The following is an 18,935-nucleotide window of genomic DNA, read 5'->3' as shown; positions in this document are numbered from 1 at the left end:
TACTCAGGCCCGAAGTGGCTCCCGATTGGTCTGCACCATAGCGCCGGAGGCACCCCTCGCAGCAGAATCGGACCCATGTCTGAGACCGAGCAGCAGCGAGAGTGGACCCCCATCCATGGCGAGCCCTACCGCTCCGTCCCCTACCGCCCCGCGCGCATGCCCGAGGCCGAATCCCTGGCGCACGCCGCCGAGTTGCGGGCGCGGATGCGGGAGCGGCGCACGGTACGGCAGTTCGCGCCGGACCCGGTGCCCGCGCAGGTCGTGCGGGACGCCATCGCGTGCGCGGCGACCGCGCCGTCCGGCGCGCACCAGCAGCCATGGACGTTCGTCCTGGTCCAGGACCCGGAGGTCCGCCGCCGCATCCGCGAGGCCGCCGAGCACGAGGAGCGCGTCTCGTACGACGGCCGGCTCGGCGAGGAGTGGCTCGCGGCGCTGCGCCCCCTCGGCACGGACGAGGTGAAGCCGCACCTGACGGACGCGCCCGCGCTGATCGTCGTCTTCCAGCAGCGGTACTGGCTGGGCGAGGACGGCACCAAGCACAAGCACTACTACGTCGACGAGTCGGTCGGCATCGCGGTGGGCATGCTCCTCTCCGCCCTGCACCTGTCGGGCCTTGCCGCGCTGATCCACACGCCGAGCCCGATGCGGTTCCTCTCCCAGGTGCTCGGCCGCCCGGAGAACGAGAAGGCGTTCGCGGTGATCCCGGTCGGGTATCCGGCGCCGGACTGCCAGGTCCCCGATCTCGTGCGCAAGTCGCTCGACCAGGTACTCGTGGAGGTCTGAGCGGAAGCGGCAGCGGCCAACTGCCGCTCGGGGGCGGGCCGTCGGGGATACCGGCGTGGCCCGGCGCCTCGCCACCCGGGTACGGTCGTGATCATGAACGTAACTCCCTCCCGCAGATCCCTCCTCGGCGCGGCGGCCGCGGCCCCCGTGTTCCTCTCGGTGCCCGGCACCGCGCACGCGACGCCCTCGGCGGATGCCCGGCGCCGGTTGCGCGAGCTGGAGAAGGGCTATCCGGGCCGCATCGGTCTGCACGCCCTGAACACCGGCACCGGCGCCACCCTCGGCTACCGCGCCGACGAGCGGTTCGCGATCGCCTCGACGTTCAAGGTGCTCGCCGCCGCCGCGATCCTGCGCAGGGCGCGCGAGGAGGAACCGGGGCTGCTCGACGTACTGGTCCGGTACGGGCGCGACGATCTGGTCACCTACTCGCCCCGGTGCGAGATGCACCTTCCGACCGGCATGACGGTCCGGGAGCTGTGCGACGCGACGGTCACCTACAGCGACAACGCGGCGGGCAACCTCCTGCTGCGCCGGCTCGGCGGCCCCTCGGGCATCACCGAGTTCGCCCGCTCCCTCGGCGACTCCCGCACCCGCCTCGACCGCTGGGAGACCGACCTCAACACCAACATCCCGGGCGACCCGCGCGACACGACGACCCCGGCGGCCATGACCGCGAACCTGCGCAAGCTCGTCCTCGGCGACGCCCTCGCCGCGCCCGACCGCGACCAGCTCGTGCGGTGGCTCGTGGAGAACACCACCGGCGACGCCCGGATCCGCGCCGGGCTCCCGGAGGGCTGGCGGGTCGGCGACAAGACCGGCTCCCCCGCGTACGGCGGGGTCAACGACGTCGCCGTGGCCTGGCCCCCGAGGGGCGGCGCCCCGCTGGTCATCTCCGTCTACACGACCCGCCTGGACCCGGACACCCCCGGCGAGGACCGCATCGCCGCCGACATGACCCGGATCGCCGTCGACGCCCTGACCTGACGGGACCGGGAAAGACACACCGCCTCCGACCGGGGTGGGGCCCAGGTCGGAGGCGGGGTTCAGGGGCGGGCCGGGGCGGCCCGTGGCGGGCGTCAGCCCATGTGCGGGTAGCCGTACTCGGTCGGCGGGACCAGCGTCTCCTTGATGGCGCGCGTCAGCGTCCACCGCTGGAGGTTCTGCGGGGCGCCCGCCTTGTCGTTGGTGCCGGACGCGCGGCCGCCGCCGAAGGGCTGCTGGCCGACGACGGCGCCGGTCGACTTGTCGTTGATGTAGAAGTTGCCCGCGGCGTAGCGCAGCTTCTCCATCGTGTACGCGGCCGCCGCGCGGTCGTTCGCGATGACCGAACCGGTGAGCGCGTAGTCCGAGACCGACTCCATCTGGGTCAGCATCTCGTCGTACTTGTCGTCCTCGTAGACGTGGATGGCAAGGAACGGGCCGAAGTACTCGGTCGTGAAGACCTCGTTGGCCGGGTCCGAGCACTCGACGACGGTCGGGCGCACGAAGTAGCCGACCGAGTCGTCATAGGTGCCGCCCGCGACGATCGTGCAGGAGTCGTCCGCCTTGGCGCGGTCGATGGCCGCCTTGTTCTTGGCGAAGGCGCGCTCGTCGATGACGGCGCCGATGAAGTTCGACAGGTCGGTGACGTCACCCATCTTGATGCCGTCGACCTCGGCCGCGAACTCCTCCTTGAAACCGGAGTTCCAGATGGAGGCCGGGATGTAGGCGCGCGAGGTCGCCGAGCACTTCTGGCCCTGGAACTCGAAGGAGCCACGGGTCAGCGCGGTCTTCAGGATCGCGCGGTCGGCGCTCGGGTGGGCGACGACGAAGTCCTTGCCGCCGGTCTCGCCGACCAGACGCGGGTAGGTGCGGTACTTCGCGATGTTCTCGCCGACCGTCTTCCACAGGTGCTGGAAGGTCGGGGTCGAGCCGGTGAAGTGGATGCCGGCCAGGTCGCGGTGGTGCAGGGCGACCTCGGAGACCGCGATGCCGTCACCGGTGACGAGGTTGATGACGCCCTTGGGCAGGCCCGCCTCCTCCAGGAGCTGCATGAGCAGCACGGCGGCGTGCGTCTGCGTCGGGGACGGCTTCCACACGACCACGTTGCCCATCAGGGCCGGGGCGGTGGGGAGGTTGCCCGCGATGGCGGTGAAGTTGAACGGCGTGATCGCGTAGACGAAGCCCTCCAGCGGGCGGTGGTCCAGGCGGTTCCAGACACCGGTGGCGTTCGCCGGGGGCTGCTCGGCGAGCAGGTCGCGGGCGTACTTCACGTTGAAGCGCCAGAAGTCGACCAGCTCACAGGGGGTGTCGATCTCCGCCTGCTGGGCGGTCTTCGACTGGCCGAGCATCGTGGAGGCGGCCAGCGTCTCGCGCCACGTCGTGGAGAGCAGCTCGGCGGCGCGCAGGATGATCGCGGCGCGGTCGTCGAAGGACATCGCGCGCCACGCGGGGGCGGCGGCCAGGGCGGCGTCGATCGCGTCCTGGGCGTCCTGCTGGGTCGCGTGGCGGCCGGTGCCGATGACGGCCTTGTGGTTGTGCGGCTGCACGACCTGGAAGGGCTCGCCGCCACCGAGGCGCTTGACGCCACCGATGGTCATCGGCAGCTCGATGGGGTTCTCGGCCAGCTCCTTGAGCTTGGTCTCGAGGCGGGCCCGCTCCGGGGAACCGGGTGCGTAGCCGTGCACCGGCTCGTTGACGGGGGCGGGGACCTGGGTCACGGCGTCCATGAGTTCCGTATCTCCTTAAGAGGGTCGAGGGGGTGGGAGCTCAGCCCTTGGTTCAGTCCTTGGTGAGGATGGAGCGGGCGAAGAAGAGGAGGTTCGCCGGCTTCTCCGCGAGACGGCGCATGAAGTAGCCGTACCAGTCGGTTCCGTAGGCGGTGTAGACACGCATCCGGTGGCCTTCGGCGGCCAGCCGCAGGTGCTCGTCGCTGCGGATGCCGTAGAGCATCTGGAATTCGTACTCATCCAGTTTGCGCCCCGCGCGCCGCGCCAGCTCCTGCGCGATGGCGATCAGGCGCGGGTCGTGGGACCCGATCATCGGGTACCCCTCGCCCTCCATCAGGATGCGCAGGATACGGACGTACGCCTTGTCGATCTCGGCCTTGTCCTGGTACGCGACCTCGGCGGGCTCCTTGTAGGCCCCCTTCACGATACGCACGCGGCTGCCGTTCGCGGCGAGGCGGCGGGCGTCGGCCTCGGTGCGGAACAGGTAGGCCTGGATGACGCAGCCGGTCTGCGGGAAGTCCTCGCGCAGCGCGTCGTGGATGGCGAACATCGAGTCGAGGGTGGTGTGGTCCTCGGCGTCCAGGGTGACCGTGGTGCCGATGGCGGCGGCGGCCTCGACGACGGGGCGCACGTTGGCGAGGGCCAGCTCGTGGCCGCCCTCCAGCGCTTGGCCGAACATCGACAGCTTCACGGACATCTCGGCCCGGGTGCCGAGGCCCAGGTCCTTCAGGCGGCCGATCAGCTCCAGGTAGGCGTCGCGGGCCGCGTGGGACTGCTCGACGGTGGTGATGTCCTCGCCCACCACGTCGAGGGTGACCTCAAGGCCCTTGTCGGCGGCGTCGACGATGATCGGGACGACCTGGTCGACGCTCTCACCGGCGATGAACCGGGCGACTACCTGCTTGGTGCCGGGGGCCGCCGAGACGAACCGGCGCATCTGGTCGCTGCGCGACGCGGCGAGGATCACGGGACCCAGCACGGGGCACCTCCACAGGTGTACGAATCGAAGGCCTTACCGACATGTCCCCACGTGGGGACGAATGCAGCGGTACGGCACGGAGAACCACCGTGAAATCTAAGGATCCCTCCGATCGTGGGCCATCGACACCTGTCACGCATCCGTGCCCTGGATCTCAGACAGATGTCTGAAGAAGACGGCGCCCTGCGCGAGAATGGACGGGTGAAAGGCGACTACCAAGAACTGGTCGACGAGATCTCGGCGCTGCTCGGCGCCCCCGCGACCCTGGAGAACCGCGATTTCGAGCTGATCGCCTTCGGCGCGCACGACGGCGGTGGCGACGGCGAGAGCGGCTTCGACGCGACCGTCCTGGACCCCGTCCGCACCCGTTCGATCCTGACGCGCCGCTCCACGGCCGAGGTCCGCGCCTGGTTCGAGGGCTTCGGCATCACCCGTGCCAGAGGCCCGGTCCGGATCCCGCCCACCCCGGAGGCGGGCGTCCACCGGGGCCGCATCTGCCTGCCCGTACGCCACCGCGGCTTCGCCCTGGGATACGTATGGCTGCTCGACGACGATCCGGGTCCCACCGAGCGGCAGCTGGACGCCGCCATGGAGGTGGCGGCCAGGATCGGCGCGCTCCTCGCCGACGAGGCGCAGGCGGGCGCCGATCTGACGCGGGAGTTCCGCGCGGTTTTGACCGCCGAGCGGGGCTGGCAGCGGGACATGGCGGTGGCGGCCCTGCGCACGGCACTCGGCGCCCGTGGCGAGGGGCTGCACGCGGTGGTGTGCGTGGCGCCATGGCCGTCCGCCGACCCGGACGACGCCCCCGCGGCCCGTACGGTGCAGGGGGCTGCGGCGGTCTGCACGGTGCCATGGGGCACGACGGGCCAGTCCCTCGCGGCGCTGGTCCGCCTCCGGTCGGCCGACGCGCTCGCCCCCGCGCGCACGGCGGCCTCGCGGCTCCTGGAGACCGCGCGGGGAGCGGCGCCCGCGGCCTCCGCCGGAGCCTCCGCCGGAGCCGCCGCCGGGATCGCCGGGGCCCGGCACGGTCTGGAGGATCTGGGCGCCGCCTGGTGGGAGGCGTCGGCGGCCGCCCGCGCCGCGCTCGCCGAGCGGCGGTTCGGCCCGGTGGCACAGTGGTCGGACGTGGGCCCCTACCGCCTCCTGACGGCCCTGCCCCCGGAGGCGGCGCACGACCCGGTGGCCGCCCAGCTCCTGAGCCCCGCCCACCGCGAACTGGCCCGCACCGCCGAGGTGTTCCTCGACTGCGCGGGCCAAGCGGGCCGCACGGCGGCGGAGTTGGGCATCCACCGCCAGACGCTCTACTACCGCCTGTCGCGGGTGGAGCAGCTCACCGGCCTCGACTTGGACGAGGGCGAGGACCGGCTGCTGCTGCACATGGTCCTGAAGTCGTCACGACTGTAAGCACCAGTCGTCACGCCTGTAACACCCCGCAACAGAACCCCGCTGTCGTGATCATGGCGGGATACGTTCTCTCCCGACCGCAGACACCTCACTCCACAGGGGAGAACGCACACCGATGAGATTCAAGCTGCTGGGCCCGGCCGTCACCTCCGCCGCCCTTGTCGCCACCGCCTTCACGGGCGGTGTCGCCGTGGCCGAGTCCCCCTCCGCCCCGAAGACGGCGGCCGCCGCGGCGCACGACTGCGGGAACGGCTTCAGCAACGTCCCCGCGAAGGAGAGCGTGAAGATCCGCTCGACGCCGAGGGTGAACGGCACCGCGCTCGGCCTCTGGCCCAAGGGCAAGCGGGGCGACCTCTGCGACATGGCCAAGAAGTGGTCGGGCGACTCCTACCGGCTCTGCGGCAAGAGCAGCAACAAGTGGTACTACGGCGTATACGGCAACACCCGGGGCTTCGTGCCCGTCACCTGCATCAACTTCTCCTGACCCGGCGGCGCACCCGGAGCCGCACCCGCGCCGGCCCCGGGTGCGCCCGCAGAACGCCTCAGGCGCCCCCGCCCCGCGCCCGCTCCATCACCCGCCGCAGCCCCTCCGTGAGCTGTTCGGCGGTGGTGGCCGAGTCCGGGTCGAAGAGCCACTGGACCATCAGGCCGTTGAGCAGCGTGACGTAGAAACGGCCCTCGCTCTCCACGACGTCCTCGGGCAGCTCGCTCTCCGCGATGCCGGTGAACTGCGCGGCGAGCCCACTGCGCCCCTCACCCTGCGCTTTGACCAGCAACTCCCTTACCTCCGCCAGGCGTTCACCCTGAGTGATGACCTCCAAGGTGAGCAGCCAGATCCCGCGGGACTCGGGGAAGGCCTTCAAAAGGCCCGCCCACGCCTCCTGGAACCGCTCCAGCGAACCGCCCTCGGCGGTGCCGTCGGCGGGCACCCCCACATCCCCCGCGTTCTCGATGAGCGCGATGTACGCCTGTGCCAACAGCGCGTCCTTCGAGCCGTAGTGATAGCCGATCGACCCGAGGTTCGCCCCCGACTCCTTCACGATGTCGCGGGCCGTGGTGCGCACGAACCCCTTCTCCAGCAGGCAGCGCTTGGCCCCTTCGAGCAGATCCTCACGGTGTCCCATGCGGGGCACCCTACTCCGCGATCCATACACGCGTCCCAGACCCCCGTCTTACACAATCGATCTATACAGCCGTACTAGACAAGCGTATAAGACGTACGTACCGTTGCCGCCATGCCAACGAACCCGCGTGCCACCCGCAAGGAATGGACCGCCCTCGCCGTCCTGATGCTCCCGCTGCTCCTGGTCTCCATGGACGTCTCCGTCCTCTACTTCGCCATTCCCGAGGTCAGCGCGGATCTGCGGCCGAGCGGCGCGCAGCAGCTGTGGATCTTCGACATCTACGCGTTCGTGCTCGCCGGGCTGCTGATCACGATGGGTTCTCTCGGCGACCGCATCGGCCGCCGCAGGCTGCTCATGTTCGGTGCCCTCGCCTTCGGCGCGGCCTCGCTCACCGCCGCGTACGCGAACAGCGCCGAGCTGCTGATAGCGGCCCGTGCGGTCCTCGGCATCGGCGGCGCGACCCTGATGCCGTCCACCCTGGCCCTCGTACGCAACATGTTCCGCGACGCCGGACAGCGCGCGAAGGCCATCGGCATGTGGCAGGCCGTCATGGTCGGCGGCATCGCGCTCGGCTCGGTGATGAGCGGGGTCCTCGTCGAGCACTTCTGGTGGGGCTCGGTCTTCCTCGTCAACCTGCCCGCGATGGTGCTGCTGCTCGTCCTCGCGCCCGTCCTGATCCCGGAGTTCAAGGACCCGGAGCCCGGCCGCTTCGACCTGGTGAGCGTGCCGCTGTCGATGGCCGCCGTACTGCCGCTGGTCTGGGGCCTCAAGGAGATCCCGACGGAGGGCGTCAAAGTCCCCTACGTCGCCTCGGTCGGCGTCGGCCTCGCCTTCGCCGCCCTCTTCGTCCACCGTCAGCGCACCACCGCCGCGCCGATGATCTCGCCGGAGCTCTTCCGGGGGCGCGGCCGTGTCTTCGGCGCCGCCGTCTCGCTGCACCTCGTCTCATCGCTCGCGATGATGGGTTCGGCGTACTTCACCACCCAGTACTTGCAATCGGTGCTCGGCAAGAGCGCCCTGGAGGCCGCGCTGTGGTCGCTGCTGCCCTCGCTCCTCATCGGCGTCACCGCCCCCGTCGCCACGGCACTCGTGCAGCGCGGCATGGACCGCGCCCACGTCGTCGCCGCCGGTTTCACCCTCTCCGCCTGCGGCTACGCCCTTCTCTTCCTGACCGGCACCTACTCCCTGTGGCTCGTCCTCGCCGGCGCGGGCGTACTGGCCTGCGGCGCGGTCGTCGTCGGCTCACAGCTCACCGATCTGGCGCTCGGCGCCGCCCCGGCCGAGAAGGCGGGCACCGCGTCCTCGCTCCTGGAGACGGGACAGGAGTTCGGCGGCGCGATGGGCATGGCGCTGCTCGGCTCCATCGGCAACACGGTCTACCGCGACCAGATCCCCGACTGGGCCCCCGCCCAGGCCCGCGAGACGCTGGGCGGCGCGGTGGCGGCCGCGCACCATCTGCCCGCCCGCACGGCGGACGCACTCCTGACCGAGGCCCGCGAGGCCTTCACCGGCGGCATGCATGTCGCCGCGCTGACGGGGGCGGCGATCCTCGTGGCGGCGGCCACGCTGGCGGCGAGCGCGCTGCGCGGGGCGAACACGGGGCAAAACGAAACGCCGGGCGAACTGGAGAAGCACCCAGCCCACCCGGCGTCAGAGAACAGACTCACCGAAGCCAAATCCAGCCCGTCCGGCGTGTGACGACGAACTCGGCGAAGGCAGATCCAGCCCGTCCGGCGTTTGAGGACGAACTCGGCGGAGCCGGTGATGACGGCGCCAACCGCTCGGGGAGCCCGCCCTAGTCGCCGAGATTCACCGCACGCGCGGACTCCGCGCCGATCTCCTCGGCAAGCTCGGTGAGCACCGACTGCGGCACGGTGTCGTCGACGGTGAGAACCGCAAGCGCCTCTCCGCCGACGTCCGCACGCGCGACCTGCATGCCGGCGATGTTGATGCCGGCCTCGCCGAGGACGCGGCCGACGGTGCCGACGACACCCGGGCGGTCGGCGTACCGCAGGACGACCATGTGGTCGGCGAGGGCCAGGTCCACGTCGTACTCACCGATGGCGACGATCTTCTGGAGGTGCTTGGGCCCGGCCAGCGTGCCGGAGACCGCGATCTCCTCGCCGTCGGAGAGCGTGCCGCGCACGGTGACCACGTTGCGGTGGTCGGGCGACTCGGAGCTGGTGGTCAGACGCACCTCGACGCCGCGCTCCTGGGCGAAGAGCGGCGCGTTCACGTAGCTCACGGTCTCGTCGACGACGTCCTCGAACACGCCCTTGAGCGCGGAGAGTTCGAGCACCTTCACGTCGTGCTGGGTGATCTCGCCGTACACCTCGACGTCGAGGCGGGCCGCGACCTCCTGGGCGAGCGCGGTGAAGATGCGGCCGAGCTTCTCGGCGAGCGGCAGACCGGGGCGCACGTCCTCGGCGATGACGCCGCCCTGGACGTTCACCGCGTCCGGCACCAGCTCACCGGCGAGCGCGAGGCGCACCGACTTGGCGACGGAGACGCCCGCCTTCTCCTGCGCCTCGTCCGTGGAGGCGCCGAGGTGCGGGGTGCAGACGACCTGGTCGAACTGGAAGAGCGGGGAGTCCGTGCAGGGCTCCTTCGCGTACACGTCCAGACCGGCGCCCGCGACGCGGCCCTCCTTGAGGGCGGAGTGCAGCGCCTCCTCGTCGACGATCCCGCCGCGCGCGGCGTTGACGATGCGGACGGTCGGCTTGACCTTGTGCAGCGCCTCGTCGCCGATGAGACCGAGCGTCTCGGGGGTCTTCGGCAGGTGGACGGTGATGAAGTCGGAGACCTCGAGCAGCTCGTCGAGCGACAGCACCTTCACGCCCATCTGGGCGGCGCGCGCGGGCTGCACATACGGGTCGTAGGCGACGACCTTCATGCCGAAGGCGCTCATGCGCTGCGCGACGAGGGCGCCGATGCGGCCGAGGCCCACGACACCGAGGGTCTTCTCGGCAAGCTCGACGCCCGTGTACTTGGAGCGCTTCCACTCGCCGTTCTTCAGGGCGGCGTTGGCCTGGGGGATGTTGCGCGCGGTCGCCAGGAGCAGGCCGCAGGCCAGCTCGGCGGCCGTGACGATGTTCGACGTCGGGGCGTTGACGACCATCACGCCGGCCTTGGTGGCGGCGGACACGTCCACGTTGTCCAGGCCGACGCCCGCGCGGGCGACGACCTTCAGCTTCCTGGCGGCGGCGATGGCCTCGGCGTCGACCTTGGTCGCGGAGCGGACCAGGATCGCGTCGACGTCGGCGATCGCGGGCAGCAGCTCGGCGCGGTCCGCGCCGTTGCACTGCCGGATCTCGAAGTCCGGGCCCAGGGCGTCGACGGTGGCGGGCGACAGCTCTTCAGCGATGAGTACGACGGGTTTGCCGGTGGCAGCAGTGCTCACGTGAGTCCTCACAAGTCCATTGCGGACGGCCGTCCCGACGGCCGCAGGCGGTGGAGGGTGCTTGCCGCGTGGAAGACGCACGACGCTGTGGGCCCGACGCGAATGTTGAACAGAAGCATAGTGGCGCCGCAGCCCTCGGCACGCGCCTCTACGGAAGGATCACCCGTCCGTGGCTGGACGGGTTGGACAACGACGGAAGCCAGGAATCAGCCCTCCGGCGTTTGAGGAGCGGGTCCGGGGCGGAGCCCCGAGGCGGTGCCCCGGACCCGGCGCGGACTAGGCCTCCTCGTTGACCCAGGACATGAGCTTGCGCAGCTCCTTGCCCGTGGTCTCCAGCAGGTGGTTCTCGTCCTGCGACTTGTACTCGTTGTACTTCTTCAGACCGCCGTGGTACTCATCCATCCACTGCTGGGCGAACGTGCCGTCCTGGATCTCCGTCAGGACCTTCTTCATCTCGGCCTTGGTGGCGTCCGTGATGATCCGCGGGCCGGTGATGTAGTCGCCCCACTCGGCGGTCTCGGAGACCGACCAGCGCATCTTCTCCAGGCCGCCCTCGTACATGAGGTCCACGATCAGCTTCAGCTCGTGGAGGCACTCGAAGTACGCGATCTCCGGCTGGTAGCCCGCCTCGGTCAGCGTCTCGAAGCCCGCCTTGACCAGCGCGGCGGTACCGCCGCAGAGCACGGCCTGCTCGCCGAAGAGGTCGGTCTCGGTCTCCTCGGTGAAGGTCGTCTTGATGACGCCCGCGCGCGTGCCGCCGATGCCCTTGGCGTACGAGAGGGCCAGCGGGAAGCCGTTGCCGGTCGCGTCCTGCTCGACGGCCGCGATACACGGAACGCCGCGGCCCTCCTCGTACTGACGACGGACGAGGTGGCCCGGGCCCTTGGGCGCGACCATGCAGACGTCGACGCCCTCGGGGGCCTTGATGAAGCCGAAGCGGATGTTCAGGCCGTGGCCGAAGAACAGGGCGTCGCCGTCCTTGAGGTTGTCCTTGATGGACTCCTCGTAGACCTGGGCCTGGATCGGGTCCGGCACCAGGATCATGATGACGTCGGCCTCGGCCGCCGCCTCGGCGGGGGTGACGACCCGCAGGCCCTGCTCCTCGGCCTTGGCCTTGGACTTGGAGCCCTCGTGCAGACCGACGCGGACGTCGACACCCGAGTCGCGCAGCGACAGCGCGTGGGCGTGGCCCTGGCTGCCGTAGCCGATGACCGCGACCTTGCGGCCCTGGATGATGGACAGGTCGGCGTCGTCGTCGTAGAACAGCTCGGCCACTGGGAATCTCCTATGTGTGCGGGTGTTGCGTCCCACCGTACGGCGGGCTCAGTGAGGGAAGTTCATGGGTCTCGGTATCCGAGAGGGGTACCGGGAGCCCGGGGTCAGGCGCTGCGGTCGAGCGCCCGCAGGCTGCGGTCCGTGATGGAGCGGGAGCCGCGGCCGATGGCGATGGTGCCGGACTGGACAAGCTCCTTGATGCCGTAGGGCTCCAGCATCTTGAGCATGGCCTCCAGCTTGTCGCTGCTGCCGGTCGCCTCGATGGTGACGGCCTCCGGGGAGACGTCCACGGTCTTGGCGCGGAAGAGCTGGACGATCTCGACGATCTGGGAGCGGGTCTCGTTGTCGGCGCGGACCTTCGCCAGGACCAGTTCGCGCGCCACTGCGGCGCCCGGCTCCAGTTCGACGATCTTCAGGACGTTGACGAGCTTGTTGAGCTGCTTGGTGACCTGTTCGAGCGGCAGCTCCTCAACGTTCACCACGATGGTGATGCGCGAGATGTCGGCGTGCTCGGTGACACCCACGGCGAGCGAGTCGATGTTGAAGCCGCGGCGGGAGAACAGGGCGGTGATCCGGGCGAGGACGCCGGGCTTGTTCTCGACCAGGACGGAGAGCGTGTGCTTGGTGGACATGGCTCGTGGTCTCTCTTTCGCTCTCGGTCTCAGTCGTCTTCGTTGTCGCCGAAGTCGGGGCGGACCCCGCGGGCGGCCATGACCTCGTCGTTCGAGGTGCCGGCGGCGACCATCGGCCAGACCTGGGCGTCCTCGTGGACGATGAAGTCGACGACGACCGGGCGGTCGTTGATGGCGTTGGCCTCGGCGATGACCTTGTCCAGGTCCTCGGGGCGCTCACAGCGCAGCGCCACACAGCCCATGGCCTCGGAGAGCTTCACGAAGTCCGGGACGCGGGTGCCCTTGTTGGGACCGATGTCCTCGGGGCCGCTGTGCAGGACGGTGTTGGAGTAACGCTGGTTGTAGAAGAGCGTCTGCCACTGGCGGACCATCCCGAGGGCGCCGTTGTTGATGATGGCGACCTTGATCGGGATGTTGTTCAGGGCGCAGGTGGTCAGCTCCTGATTGGTCATCTGGAAGCAGCCGTCGCCGTCGATCGCCCAGACCGTGCGGCCGGGCTGGCCGGCCTTGGCGCCCATCGCGGCCGGGACCGCGTAGCCCATCGTCCCGGCGCCGCCGGAGTTGAGCCAGGTCGCCGGCTTGTCGTACTGGATGAAGTGCGCGGCCCACATCTGGTGCTGGCCGACGCCCGCCGCGAAGATCGTGTCCTCCGGGGCCAGCTGGCCGACGCGCTCGATGACCTGCTGCGGGGAGAGCGAGCCGTCCTCCGGCTGGGTGTAGCCGAGGGGGTAGGTCTCGCGCCAGCGGTTGAGGTCGTTCCACCAGGCGGAGTAGTCGCCGGTGTGGCCCTCGGTGTGCTCGGCCTGGACGGCCTGGACGAGGTCGGCGATGACCTCGCGGGCGTCGCCGACGATCGGCACGTCGGCGGCGCGGTTCTTGCCGATCTCGGCCGGGTCGATGTCGGCGTGGACGATCTTCGCGAAGGGGGCGAAGCTGTCCAGCTTGCCGGTGACGCGGTCGTCGAAGCGGGCACCGAGGGCGACGATCAGGTCGGCCTTCTGCAGCGCGGTGACGGCGGTGACCGCACCGTGCATGCCCGGCATTCCCACGTGCAGCGGGTGGCTGTCGGGGAAGGCGCCGAGCGCCATCAGGGTGGTGGTGACGGGCGCTCCGGTCAGCTCGGCGAGGACCTTCAGCTCGGCGGTGGCCCGGGCCTTGAGGACGCCGCCGCCGACGTACAGGACCGGGCGCCTGGCCGCGGTGATGAGCTTGGCGGCCTCGCGGATCTGCTTGGCGTGCGGCTTGGTCACCGGCCGGTAGCCGGGCAGGTCCTGCTGCGGCGGCCAGGAGAACGTCGTCTGCGCCTGGAGCGCGTCCTTCGCGATGTCCACGAGGACCGGGCCCGGGCGGCCCGTCGAGGCGATGTGGAAGGCCTCGGCGATGGTGCGCGGGATGTCCTCGGCCTTGGTGACCAGGAAGTTGTGCTTGGTGATGGGCATCGTGATGCCGACGATGTCCGCCTCCTGGAAGGCGTCCGTGCCGATCGCCTTGGAGGCCACCTGCCCCGTGATCGCGACCATCGGGACGGAGTCCATGTGGGCGTCGGCGATCGGCGTGACGAGGTTGGTGGCGCCGGGGCCGCTCGTCGCCATGCAGACGCCGACCTTGCCGGTGGCCTGGGCGTACCCGGTGGCGGCGTGGCCCGCGCCCTGCTCGTGGCGGACCAGGACGTGGCGGACCCGGGTGGAGTCCATCATCGGGTCGTACGCGGGAAGGATGGCGCCGCCGGGGATGCCGAACACCGTGTCGGCCCCGACTTCCTCGAGAGAACGAATGAGGGACTGCGCGCCCGTGACGTGCTCGACGGGGGCGGACTGCTGTCCTGAGGATCGGGGCCGCGGCTGCGGATGGTGGGCCCCGGTGGCCTGCTCGGTCATCGGCATTCTCTTCTCGAAGCTGAGGGTTTTCGCGGGGGTTTCGCAGGGTTTTGGCGGGTGCCAGTGCAACAAAAAACCCCTCGTGCCGTGAGGCAAGCGAGGGGAGCGCGCCGGGTGCGGTCGCTGGGGATCCGGTCTTCGGACCGGTAGGTCCCAGCTTCAGCCGACGCGCTTTCCAAGTACGAGAATTCGGGTGCGCATGGCATTGACCCTCCCCCCGGCACGCAGTGCCTGTCAAGTAGGTGGGATGGGGGTCTCATTATGTGAACGGGCGTAGGACGAGGGGCTGCCCAGATACGTCCCGGGAGGCGCACTGGCGTACGCCCCCGGGGGCCCGCTCGCGTAGGCCCCGGGGGCACCCGCCGTGTACGCCGCCGAGGACCCCGTCGCGTACGTCGCCGCGGACCCTGTCGCGTACGTCCCCGAAGGCCCGCCCGCGAGGACCGGCTCGGCCGGGCCGCGCGGTACGGGGTACTCGCCGAGCGCGAGCGCCCTGCGCAGCCGGTACTCGTCGAGCGGCCCGGAGAACGCGACGCCCTGCCCGTGCGTGCAGCCCATGGCGCGCAGGGCGAGCACCTGTTCGGGCAGGTCGACGCCGTCGGCCACGGAGACGAGACCGAGGTCGTTCGCGATGCGCAGCAGCCCCGCGGTGATCTTGTTCAGCCGCGCGGACTCGACGACGCCCTCGACCAGGCCGCGGTCCAGCTTCAGTACGTCGACCGGGAGCCGGCGCAGCGCCGTGATCGCCGCGTAGCCGCTGCCGAAGCCGTCGAGGGCGATCCGTACGCCGAGTCTGCGCAGGGCCGTGAGACGGCGCTCCAGCTCGTCCAGGGAGACCCGGGGGTCGCTGTCGGCCAGCTCGATGATGAGCCCTCCGGAGGGCAGCCCGTGCCGGGTCAGGAGCGCCTCGATGGAGCCGAGGGGCATGGAGCGGTCCAGGAGGCGCCGGGCGCTCATGCGGACGGTCACCGGCACCGCGTGGCCGTTGCGGCCGCGCTCGGCGGCCTGCTCGACGGCCGCTTCGAGCATCCAGCGGCCCAGCTCGGCCGCGCGGTCGCCCTCCTTGCCGTTCCCGCCGTCCCTGCCGCCCCCGGCCTCGGAGACCCGCAGGAACTCGGCGGGCGTGAAGAGGATGCCCTGCGCCGAGCGCCAGCGGGCCTGCGCGGCGACCGCCGTGATCCGGCCGTCGTCGAGGGAGACGACGGGCTGGTGGAGCAGCGCGAACTCACCGTCGTGCAGGGCCGAGCGCAGCCGGGTGGCCAGCTCCGCCTTGCGGACGACGTCGGCCTGCATCTGGGGGGCGTACAGCTCGACGCGGCCCTTGCCCGCGGCCTTGGCGCGGTACATCGCGAGGTCGGCGTTGCGCAGCAGCTCGCCCGCTCCGATGCCCGGTTCGGCGAAGGCCACGCCGATGGAGGCCGCGACGCGCACGTCGTTGCCGTCGATGGCGTAGGGCTGGGAGAGGGTGATTCTCAGCCGGTCGGCGAGTTCGTAGATGTGCTGTTCCCTGGCGGCCTGGTCCCTTGTGCCGTCGCCGACGATGAGAGCCGCGAACTCATCGCCGCCGAGCCGGGAGGCGGTGTCGCCCGAACGCACCGCCTCCTGAAGTCTGCGCGCCGCCTGGATGAGCAGTTCGTCACCGGCCTGGTGGCCGATGGTGTCGTTGACGGCCTTGAAGCCGTCGAGGTCGATGAAGAGCACGGCCGTGCCGCGGTCGGTCACTCTGCGGCCGGTCAGCGCCTGGCTGACGCGCCGGGTGAACAGGGCGCGGTTGGGCAGGTCGGTGAGCGGGTCATGCTCGGCGTTGTGCTGCAACTGCGCCTGGAGGCGGACCCGTTCGGTGACGTCCCTGCTGTTGAAGATGAGGCCGCCGTGGTGGCGGTTGACGGTGGATTCCACGTTCAGCCAGTCGCCGTTGCCGGACCGGAAGCGGCATTCGATGCGGGTGGTGGTCTCTTCGACGGGGCTGGCGGCGAGGAACCTGCGGACCTCGTGGACGACCCGGCCGAGGTCCTCCGGGTGTATGAGCGAGGCTAGTTCGGAGCCGACCAGCTCCTCGGCATCGCGGCCGTAGACCCCGGCGGCGGCCGGGCTCACGTAGCGCAGGATGCCGTTCGGCGCGGCGATCATGATGACGTCGCTCGAACCCTGGACCAGGGAGCGGAAGTGGTTCTCCTTCTGGGCCAGCTCCTGGGTGAGGGTGATGTTGTCCAGGAGCATGATGCCCTGGCGCGCGACGAGGGCGAGTACGACGGTGCCCGCCGTGAAGAGCACGACGCGGTCGACGCTGCGGCCGCTGAGGACGTTGTAGAGGATCCCCAGGGTGCAGACGGCGGCGGCGAGATACGGCGTCAGGGCCGCCAGAGATCCGGCGATCGGCCGGGTGGTCGCGGATCGCGCCTCCACCGGGTCGCTGTCGGCCGCCACGCGCGCGTGGTCCTGGTCCCCTCCCTCGCCCGCGTGCCACGGCGCGGCCCAGGGGGCGTACGCCAGGAGCAGCGAGCCCGCGAACCACCCGGCGTCGAGGAGCTGGCCGGAGCTGTAGGTGTTGTGCAGCAGCGGCGAGGTGAACAGCGCGTCGCACATCACGGTCAGGGCCAGCGCGCCGATCGCGGTGTTCACCGCGGTGCGGTTGGCGGACGACCTTCTGAAGTGTAGCGCGAGGACCATGCTGACCAGCGCGATGTCGAGGAGCGGATAGGCGAGCGAGTACGCGGCGTGGGCGACGGAGCGCCCCTGGAACTGCGCGTTGTGCGTGAGGGCGAGGCTCCAGGAGAGCGTGAGGAGCGAGCCCCCGATCAGCCAGGAGTCGAGGGCGAGGCAGCCCCAGCCCGCCTTGGTCACCGGCCGCTTGGCGAGCACGAGCAGGCCGATGATGGCGGGCGGCGCGAAGCACAGGAAGAACAGGTCGGCGAGGCCGGGGCTCGGCACCTTCTGGTCGAGCACGACTTCGTACCACCCCCACACGCCGTTGCCGAGGGCCGCCATGGCGGAGGAGAACGCGAAGAGCAGCCACGCGGGTCGAAAGCGACTGCGGCGCGTGCGGGAGTAGCAGAAGCAGGAGACCGCGGCGGCCGCGGCGGCGATGCTGAGACCGAAGTCGCCCATGATCAGGGCGAGTCGGTCAGAACCCCAGCCGAGCGCGGAGCCCAGGGCGTACGCACCGCAGATGAGCAGCAGTGCGAGCTGGGAGGTGAGGCCGCGGCCACCCGGCAGGGGGCGGCGGGCCGACGGCGTCCTCGGGGGCGGCGGCGCCGCGGGCAGGCCCGCTTCGAGGACGGTGGTGGCCGGCGGGGCGCTCACCGGAGGTCCCTGGTCCGCGCCGCCCCCGTGTCCGTGCGGTACGGGCACCGACCGGGCCCGTACCGTCGCTTCGGGGGGCGGTGACGCCCGCTCGTGGGGCTCCCGCCGTGCCCGTCCCCATGTCCGTGGATCGGTGTGCGCGGGAGTCGGCGGCGACTGTCCCGCCGCGTCGGATCGTCCGCCCATAGGCCATACATCGCCCGTCGCCCCCCTCGCAGTCTGATCTCTCGTCCCCGGCGCCGCATGGTCCACGGCGCGTCCCCTGTCGGGACGATACACCAGGGTCGTCACTCAGGGACATAGCCTCTCTACGCTCCGTGACGATCAAGGGTGAAGTGGACACGGGGCGCACGCATTCGAGTGCGGAGCGTGCGCAAAACGGCTCCGGGCGATCAACTGCCGGTGATCCGGACGACGTTGTCGAGGGGCTTTCCGGCGGCGTATCTGGTCAGTTGCGCGGCGAGCAGACGGCGGGCGCGGGGCAGGTACGCGGACGAGGAGCCGCCCACGTGCGGGCTGATGAGCACTCCTGGAGCGTGCCACAAGGGATGACCCGCGGGCAGCGGTTCCGGGTCGGTCACGTCGAGTGCGGCGGTGATGCGCCCGGACGTCAGTTCGGCGACGAGGGCGTCGGTGTCGACCACGGGGCCGCGGCCGACGTTCACGAGCAGCGCGCCGTCCTTCATGCGGGCCAGGAACCCGGCGCCCACCAGGCCGCGGGTGTCCTCGGTGAGGGGCGTCGAGACCACGACGACGTCGGCGTCGGGCAGCAGGGCCGGCAGTTCGGCGAGCGGGTGCACGGGGCCGCGCTCCGTGGCACGGGCAGAGCGCGCGACGCGCGCCACCCGCGCACATTCGAAGGGGGCGAGCCTGTCCTCGATGGCCGAACCGACCGAGCCGTAACCCACGATGAGCACGGACTTGTCGGCGAGCGCCGGATAGAACCCCGAGCGCCACTCCTGACGCCGCTGCCCCTCGACGAAGCCCGGAATGCCCCGCAGCGACGCCAGGATCAGCCCGAGGGCCAGCTCGGCGGTGCTCGCCTCGTGCACTCCGCGCGCGTTGCACAACCGCACACCCGGCGCGAGGAACCCGAGCCCCGAGTCCATGTGGTCGATGCCCGCCGTCAGCGTCTGCACGACGCGCAGTGACGTCATCGCGGGCAGGGGGCGCACGGAGACCTCGGCGCTCTTCAGATAGGGCACCACGTAGAAGACGCAGTCGGCCGGGTCCGCGGGGAAGTCCGGACCACCGTCCCAGTAGCGGTAGTTGAGGCCCGCCCCAGACGCCTCGGGCAAGCCGTCGATCTCGTCCGCTTCGAACGGAAGCCATACATCTGTCGTCATGCTCTGGAGGCTAATACGACCAGCTCACATGGGGCCGCGGGGAGGCCGCGCCCGGGGCCCGGGAAGGCAGCGGTTAGTTTGGGTGATCTCCGGACGAGGAGTGG

At 70.8% G+C, this 18,935-nt stretch carries 14 protein-coding genes; 5 read left to right on the top strand and 9 right to left on the bottom strand.

Translation table 11 applies throughout. The annotated features are described in order from the left end of the window. Positions 1-75 precede the first annotated feature (75 nt). Both DMA15_RS26570 and bla read left to right on the top strand, forming a co-directional pair. Positions 76-783: a nitroreductase family protein gene (locus tag DMA15_RS26570; RefSeq protein WP_125515279.1), complete on the top strand. Its 708-nt coding sequence runs from the start codon at positions 76-78 to the stop codon at positions 781-783. Between the two features lie 93 nt (positions 784-876). Continuing rightward, positions 877-1,767, top strand: a complete 891-nt coding sequence (gene bla, locus DMA15_RS26565) for a class A beta-lactamase (protein WP_125515278.1) — start codon at positions 877-879, stop codon at positions 1,765-1,767. A gap of 92 nt (positions 1,768-1,859) precedes the next feature. Here bla and pruA read toward each other — a convergent pair whose 3' ends face one another. Together pruA and DMA15_RS26555 are read right to left on the bottom strand one after the other, a co-directional pair. After that, positions 1,860-3,491, bottom strand: a complete 1,632-nt coding sequence (pruA, locus tag DMA15_RS26560) for an L-glutamate gamma-semialdehyde dehydrogenase (RefSeq protein ID WP_125515277.1) — start codon at positions 3,489-3,491, stop codon at positions 1,860-1,862. 52 nt (positions 3,492-3,543) lie between these two features. Next, positions 3,544-4,470, bottom strand: a complete 927-nt coding sequence (locus tag DMA15_RS26555; RefSeq protein WP_125515276.1) for a proline dehydrogenase family protein — start codon at positions 4,468-4,470, stop codon at positions 3,544-3,546. 162 nt (positions 4,471-4,632) lie between these two features. Here DMA15_RS26555 and DMA15_RS26550 point away from each other — a divergent pair, with 162 nt between their 5' ends. Both DMA15_RS26550 and DMA15_RS26545 read left to right on the top strand, forming a co-directional pair. Then, on the top strand, positions 4,633-5,874 hold the full coding sequence (locus tag DMA15_RS26550; protein WP_125515275.1) for a helix-turn-helix domain-containing protein: 1,242 nt from the start codon (positions 4,633-4,635) through the stop codon (positions 5,872-5,874). Between the two features lie 115 nt (positions 5,875-5,989). Further along, positions 5,990-6,358, top strand: coding sequence for a hypothetical protein (locus tag DMA15_RS26545; RefSeq protein ID WP_125515274.1), 369 nt, complete (start codon positions 5,990-5,992; stop codon positions 6,356-6,358). A gap of 58 nt (positions 6,359-6,416) precedes the next feature. On the opposite strand, the gene DMA15_RS26535 is transcribed toward DMA15_RS26545, so the two are convergent. Then, positions 6,417-6,998, bottom strand: a complete 582-nt coding sequence (locus tag DMA15_RS26535; RefSeq protein WP_125515272.1) for a TetR/AcrR family transcriptional regulator — start codon at positions 6,996-6,998, stop codon at positions 6,417-6,419. A gap of 111 nt (positions 6,999-7,109) precedes the next feature. On the opposite strand from DMA15_RS26535, the gene DMA15_RS26530 reads away from it, so the two are divergent. Beyond that, positions 7,110-8,696: an MFS transporter gene (locus DMA15_RS26530; protein ID WP_125515271.1), complete on the top strand. Its 1,587-nt coding sequence runs from the start codon at positions 7,110-7,112 to the stop codon at positions 8,694-8,696. Between the two features lie 97 nt (positions 8,697-8,793). On the opposite strand, the gene serA is transcribed toward DMA15_RS26530, so the two are convergent. The 6 genes from serA to DMA15_RS26500 form a co-directional block, all read right to left on the bottom strand. Further along, positions 8,794-10,398: a phosphoglycerate dehydrogenase gene (gene serA, locus DMA15_RS26525; RefSeq protein ID WP_125515270.1), complete on the bottom strand. Its 1,605-nt coding sequence runs from the start codon at positions 10,396-10,398 to the stop codon at positions 8,794-8,796. A gap of 276 nt (positions 10,399-10,674) precedes the next feature. Further along, positions 10,675-11,673, bottom strand: coding sequence for a ketol-acid reductoisomerase (gene ilvC, locus DMA15_RS26520; RefSeq protein WP_125515269.1), 999 nt, complete (start codon positions 11,671-11,673; stop codon positions 10,675-10,677). Positions 11,674-11,777: 104 nt separating this feature from the next. Then, complete coding sequence (ilvN, locus tag DMA15_RS26515) at positions 11,778-12,305, bottom strand: acetolactate synthase small subunit (RefSeq protein WP_125515268.1); 528 nt, start codon at positions 12,303-12,305, stop codon at positions 11,778-11,780. Positions 12,306-12,334: 29 nt separating this feature from the next. Further along, positions 12,335-14,182 (bottom strand): acetolactate synthase large subunit, encoded by a 1,848-nt coding sequence (locus DMA15_RS26510; protein WP_206302843.1) that lies wholly within the window; start codon positions 14,180-14,182, stop codon positions 12,335-12,337. 234 nt (positions 14,183-14,416) lie between these two features. Further along, positions 14,417-17,485, bottom strand: coding sequence for an EAL domain-containing protein (locus tag DMA15_RS26505; RefSeq protein WP_164551832.1), 3,069 nt, complete (start codon positions 17,483-17,485; stop codon positions 14,417-14,419). A gap of 392 nt (positions 17,486-17,877) precedes the next feature. Next, entirely contained in the window at positions 17,878-18,831 is a 954-nt protein-coding gene (locus DMA15_RS26500) for a 2-hydroxyacid dehydrogenase (RefSeq protein WP_125515265.1), read from the bottom strand. Positions 18,832-18,935: the final 104 nt, after the last annotated feature.

Source organism: Streptomyces sp. WAC 01529, from assembly GCF_003945545.1.
In the GTDB taxonomy this organism is placed as follows: Bacteria; Actinomycetota; Actinomycetes; order Streptomycetales; family Streptomycetaceae; genus Streptomyces; species Streptomyces anatolicus.
Note: the sequence above shows the minus strand (reverse complement) of the source record. Positions and strands in the feature narration are given on the sequence as shown.

Excerpts from the sequence above, each read along its gene's own strand:
- DMA15_RS26570 (WP_125515279.1), top strand. The coding sequence starts at position 76 with ATGTCTGAGACCGAGCAGCAGCGAGAGTGGACCCCCATCCATGGCGAG.
- bla (WP_125515278.1), top strand. The coding sequence starts at position 877 with ATGAACGTAACTCCCTCCCGCAGATCCCTCCTCGGCGCGGCGGCCGCG.
- pruA (WP_125515277.1), bottom strand. The coding sequence starts at position 3,491 with ATGGACGCCGTGACCCAGGTCCCCGCCCCCGTCAACGAGCCGGTGCAC.
- DMA15_RS26550 (WP_125515275.1), top strand. The coding sequence starts at position 4,633 with ATGTCTGAAGAAGACGGCGCCCTGCGCGAGAATGGACGGGTGAAAGGC.
- DMA15_RS26545 (WP_125515274.1), top strand. The coding sequence starts at position 5,990 with ATGAGATTCAAGCTGCTGGGCCCGGCCGTCACCTCCGCCGCCCTTGTC.
- DMA15_RS26535 (WP_125515272.1), bottom strand. The coding sequence starts at position 6,998 with ATGGGACACCGTGAGGATCTGCTCGAAGGGGCCAAGCGCTGCCTGCTG.
- DMA15_RS26530 (WP_125515271.1), top strand. The coding sequence starts at position 7,110 with ATGCCAACGAACCCGCGTGCCACCCGCAAGGAATGGACCGCCCTCGCC.
- ilvN (WP_125515268.1), bottom strand. The coding sequence starts at position 12,305 with ATGTCCACCAAGCACACGCTCTCCGTCCTGGTCGAGAACAAGCCCGGC.
- DMA15_RS26510 (WP_206302843.1), bottom strand. The coding sequence starts at position 14,182 with ATGACCGAGCAGGCCACCGGGGCCCACCATCCGCAGCCGCGGCCCCGA.
- DMA15_RS26500 (WP_125515265.1), bottom strand. The coding sequence starts at position 18,831 with ATGACGACAGATGTATGGCTTCCGTTCGAAGCGGACGAGATCGACGGC.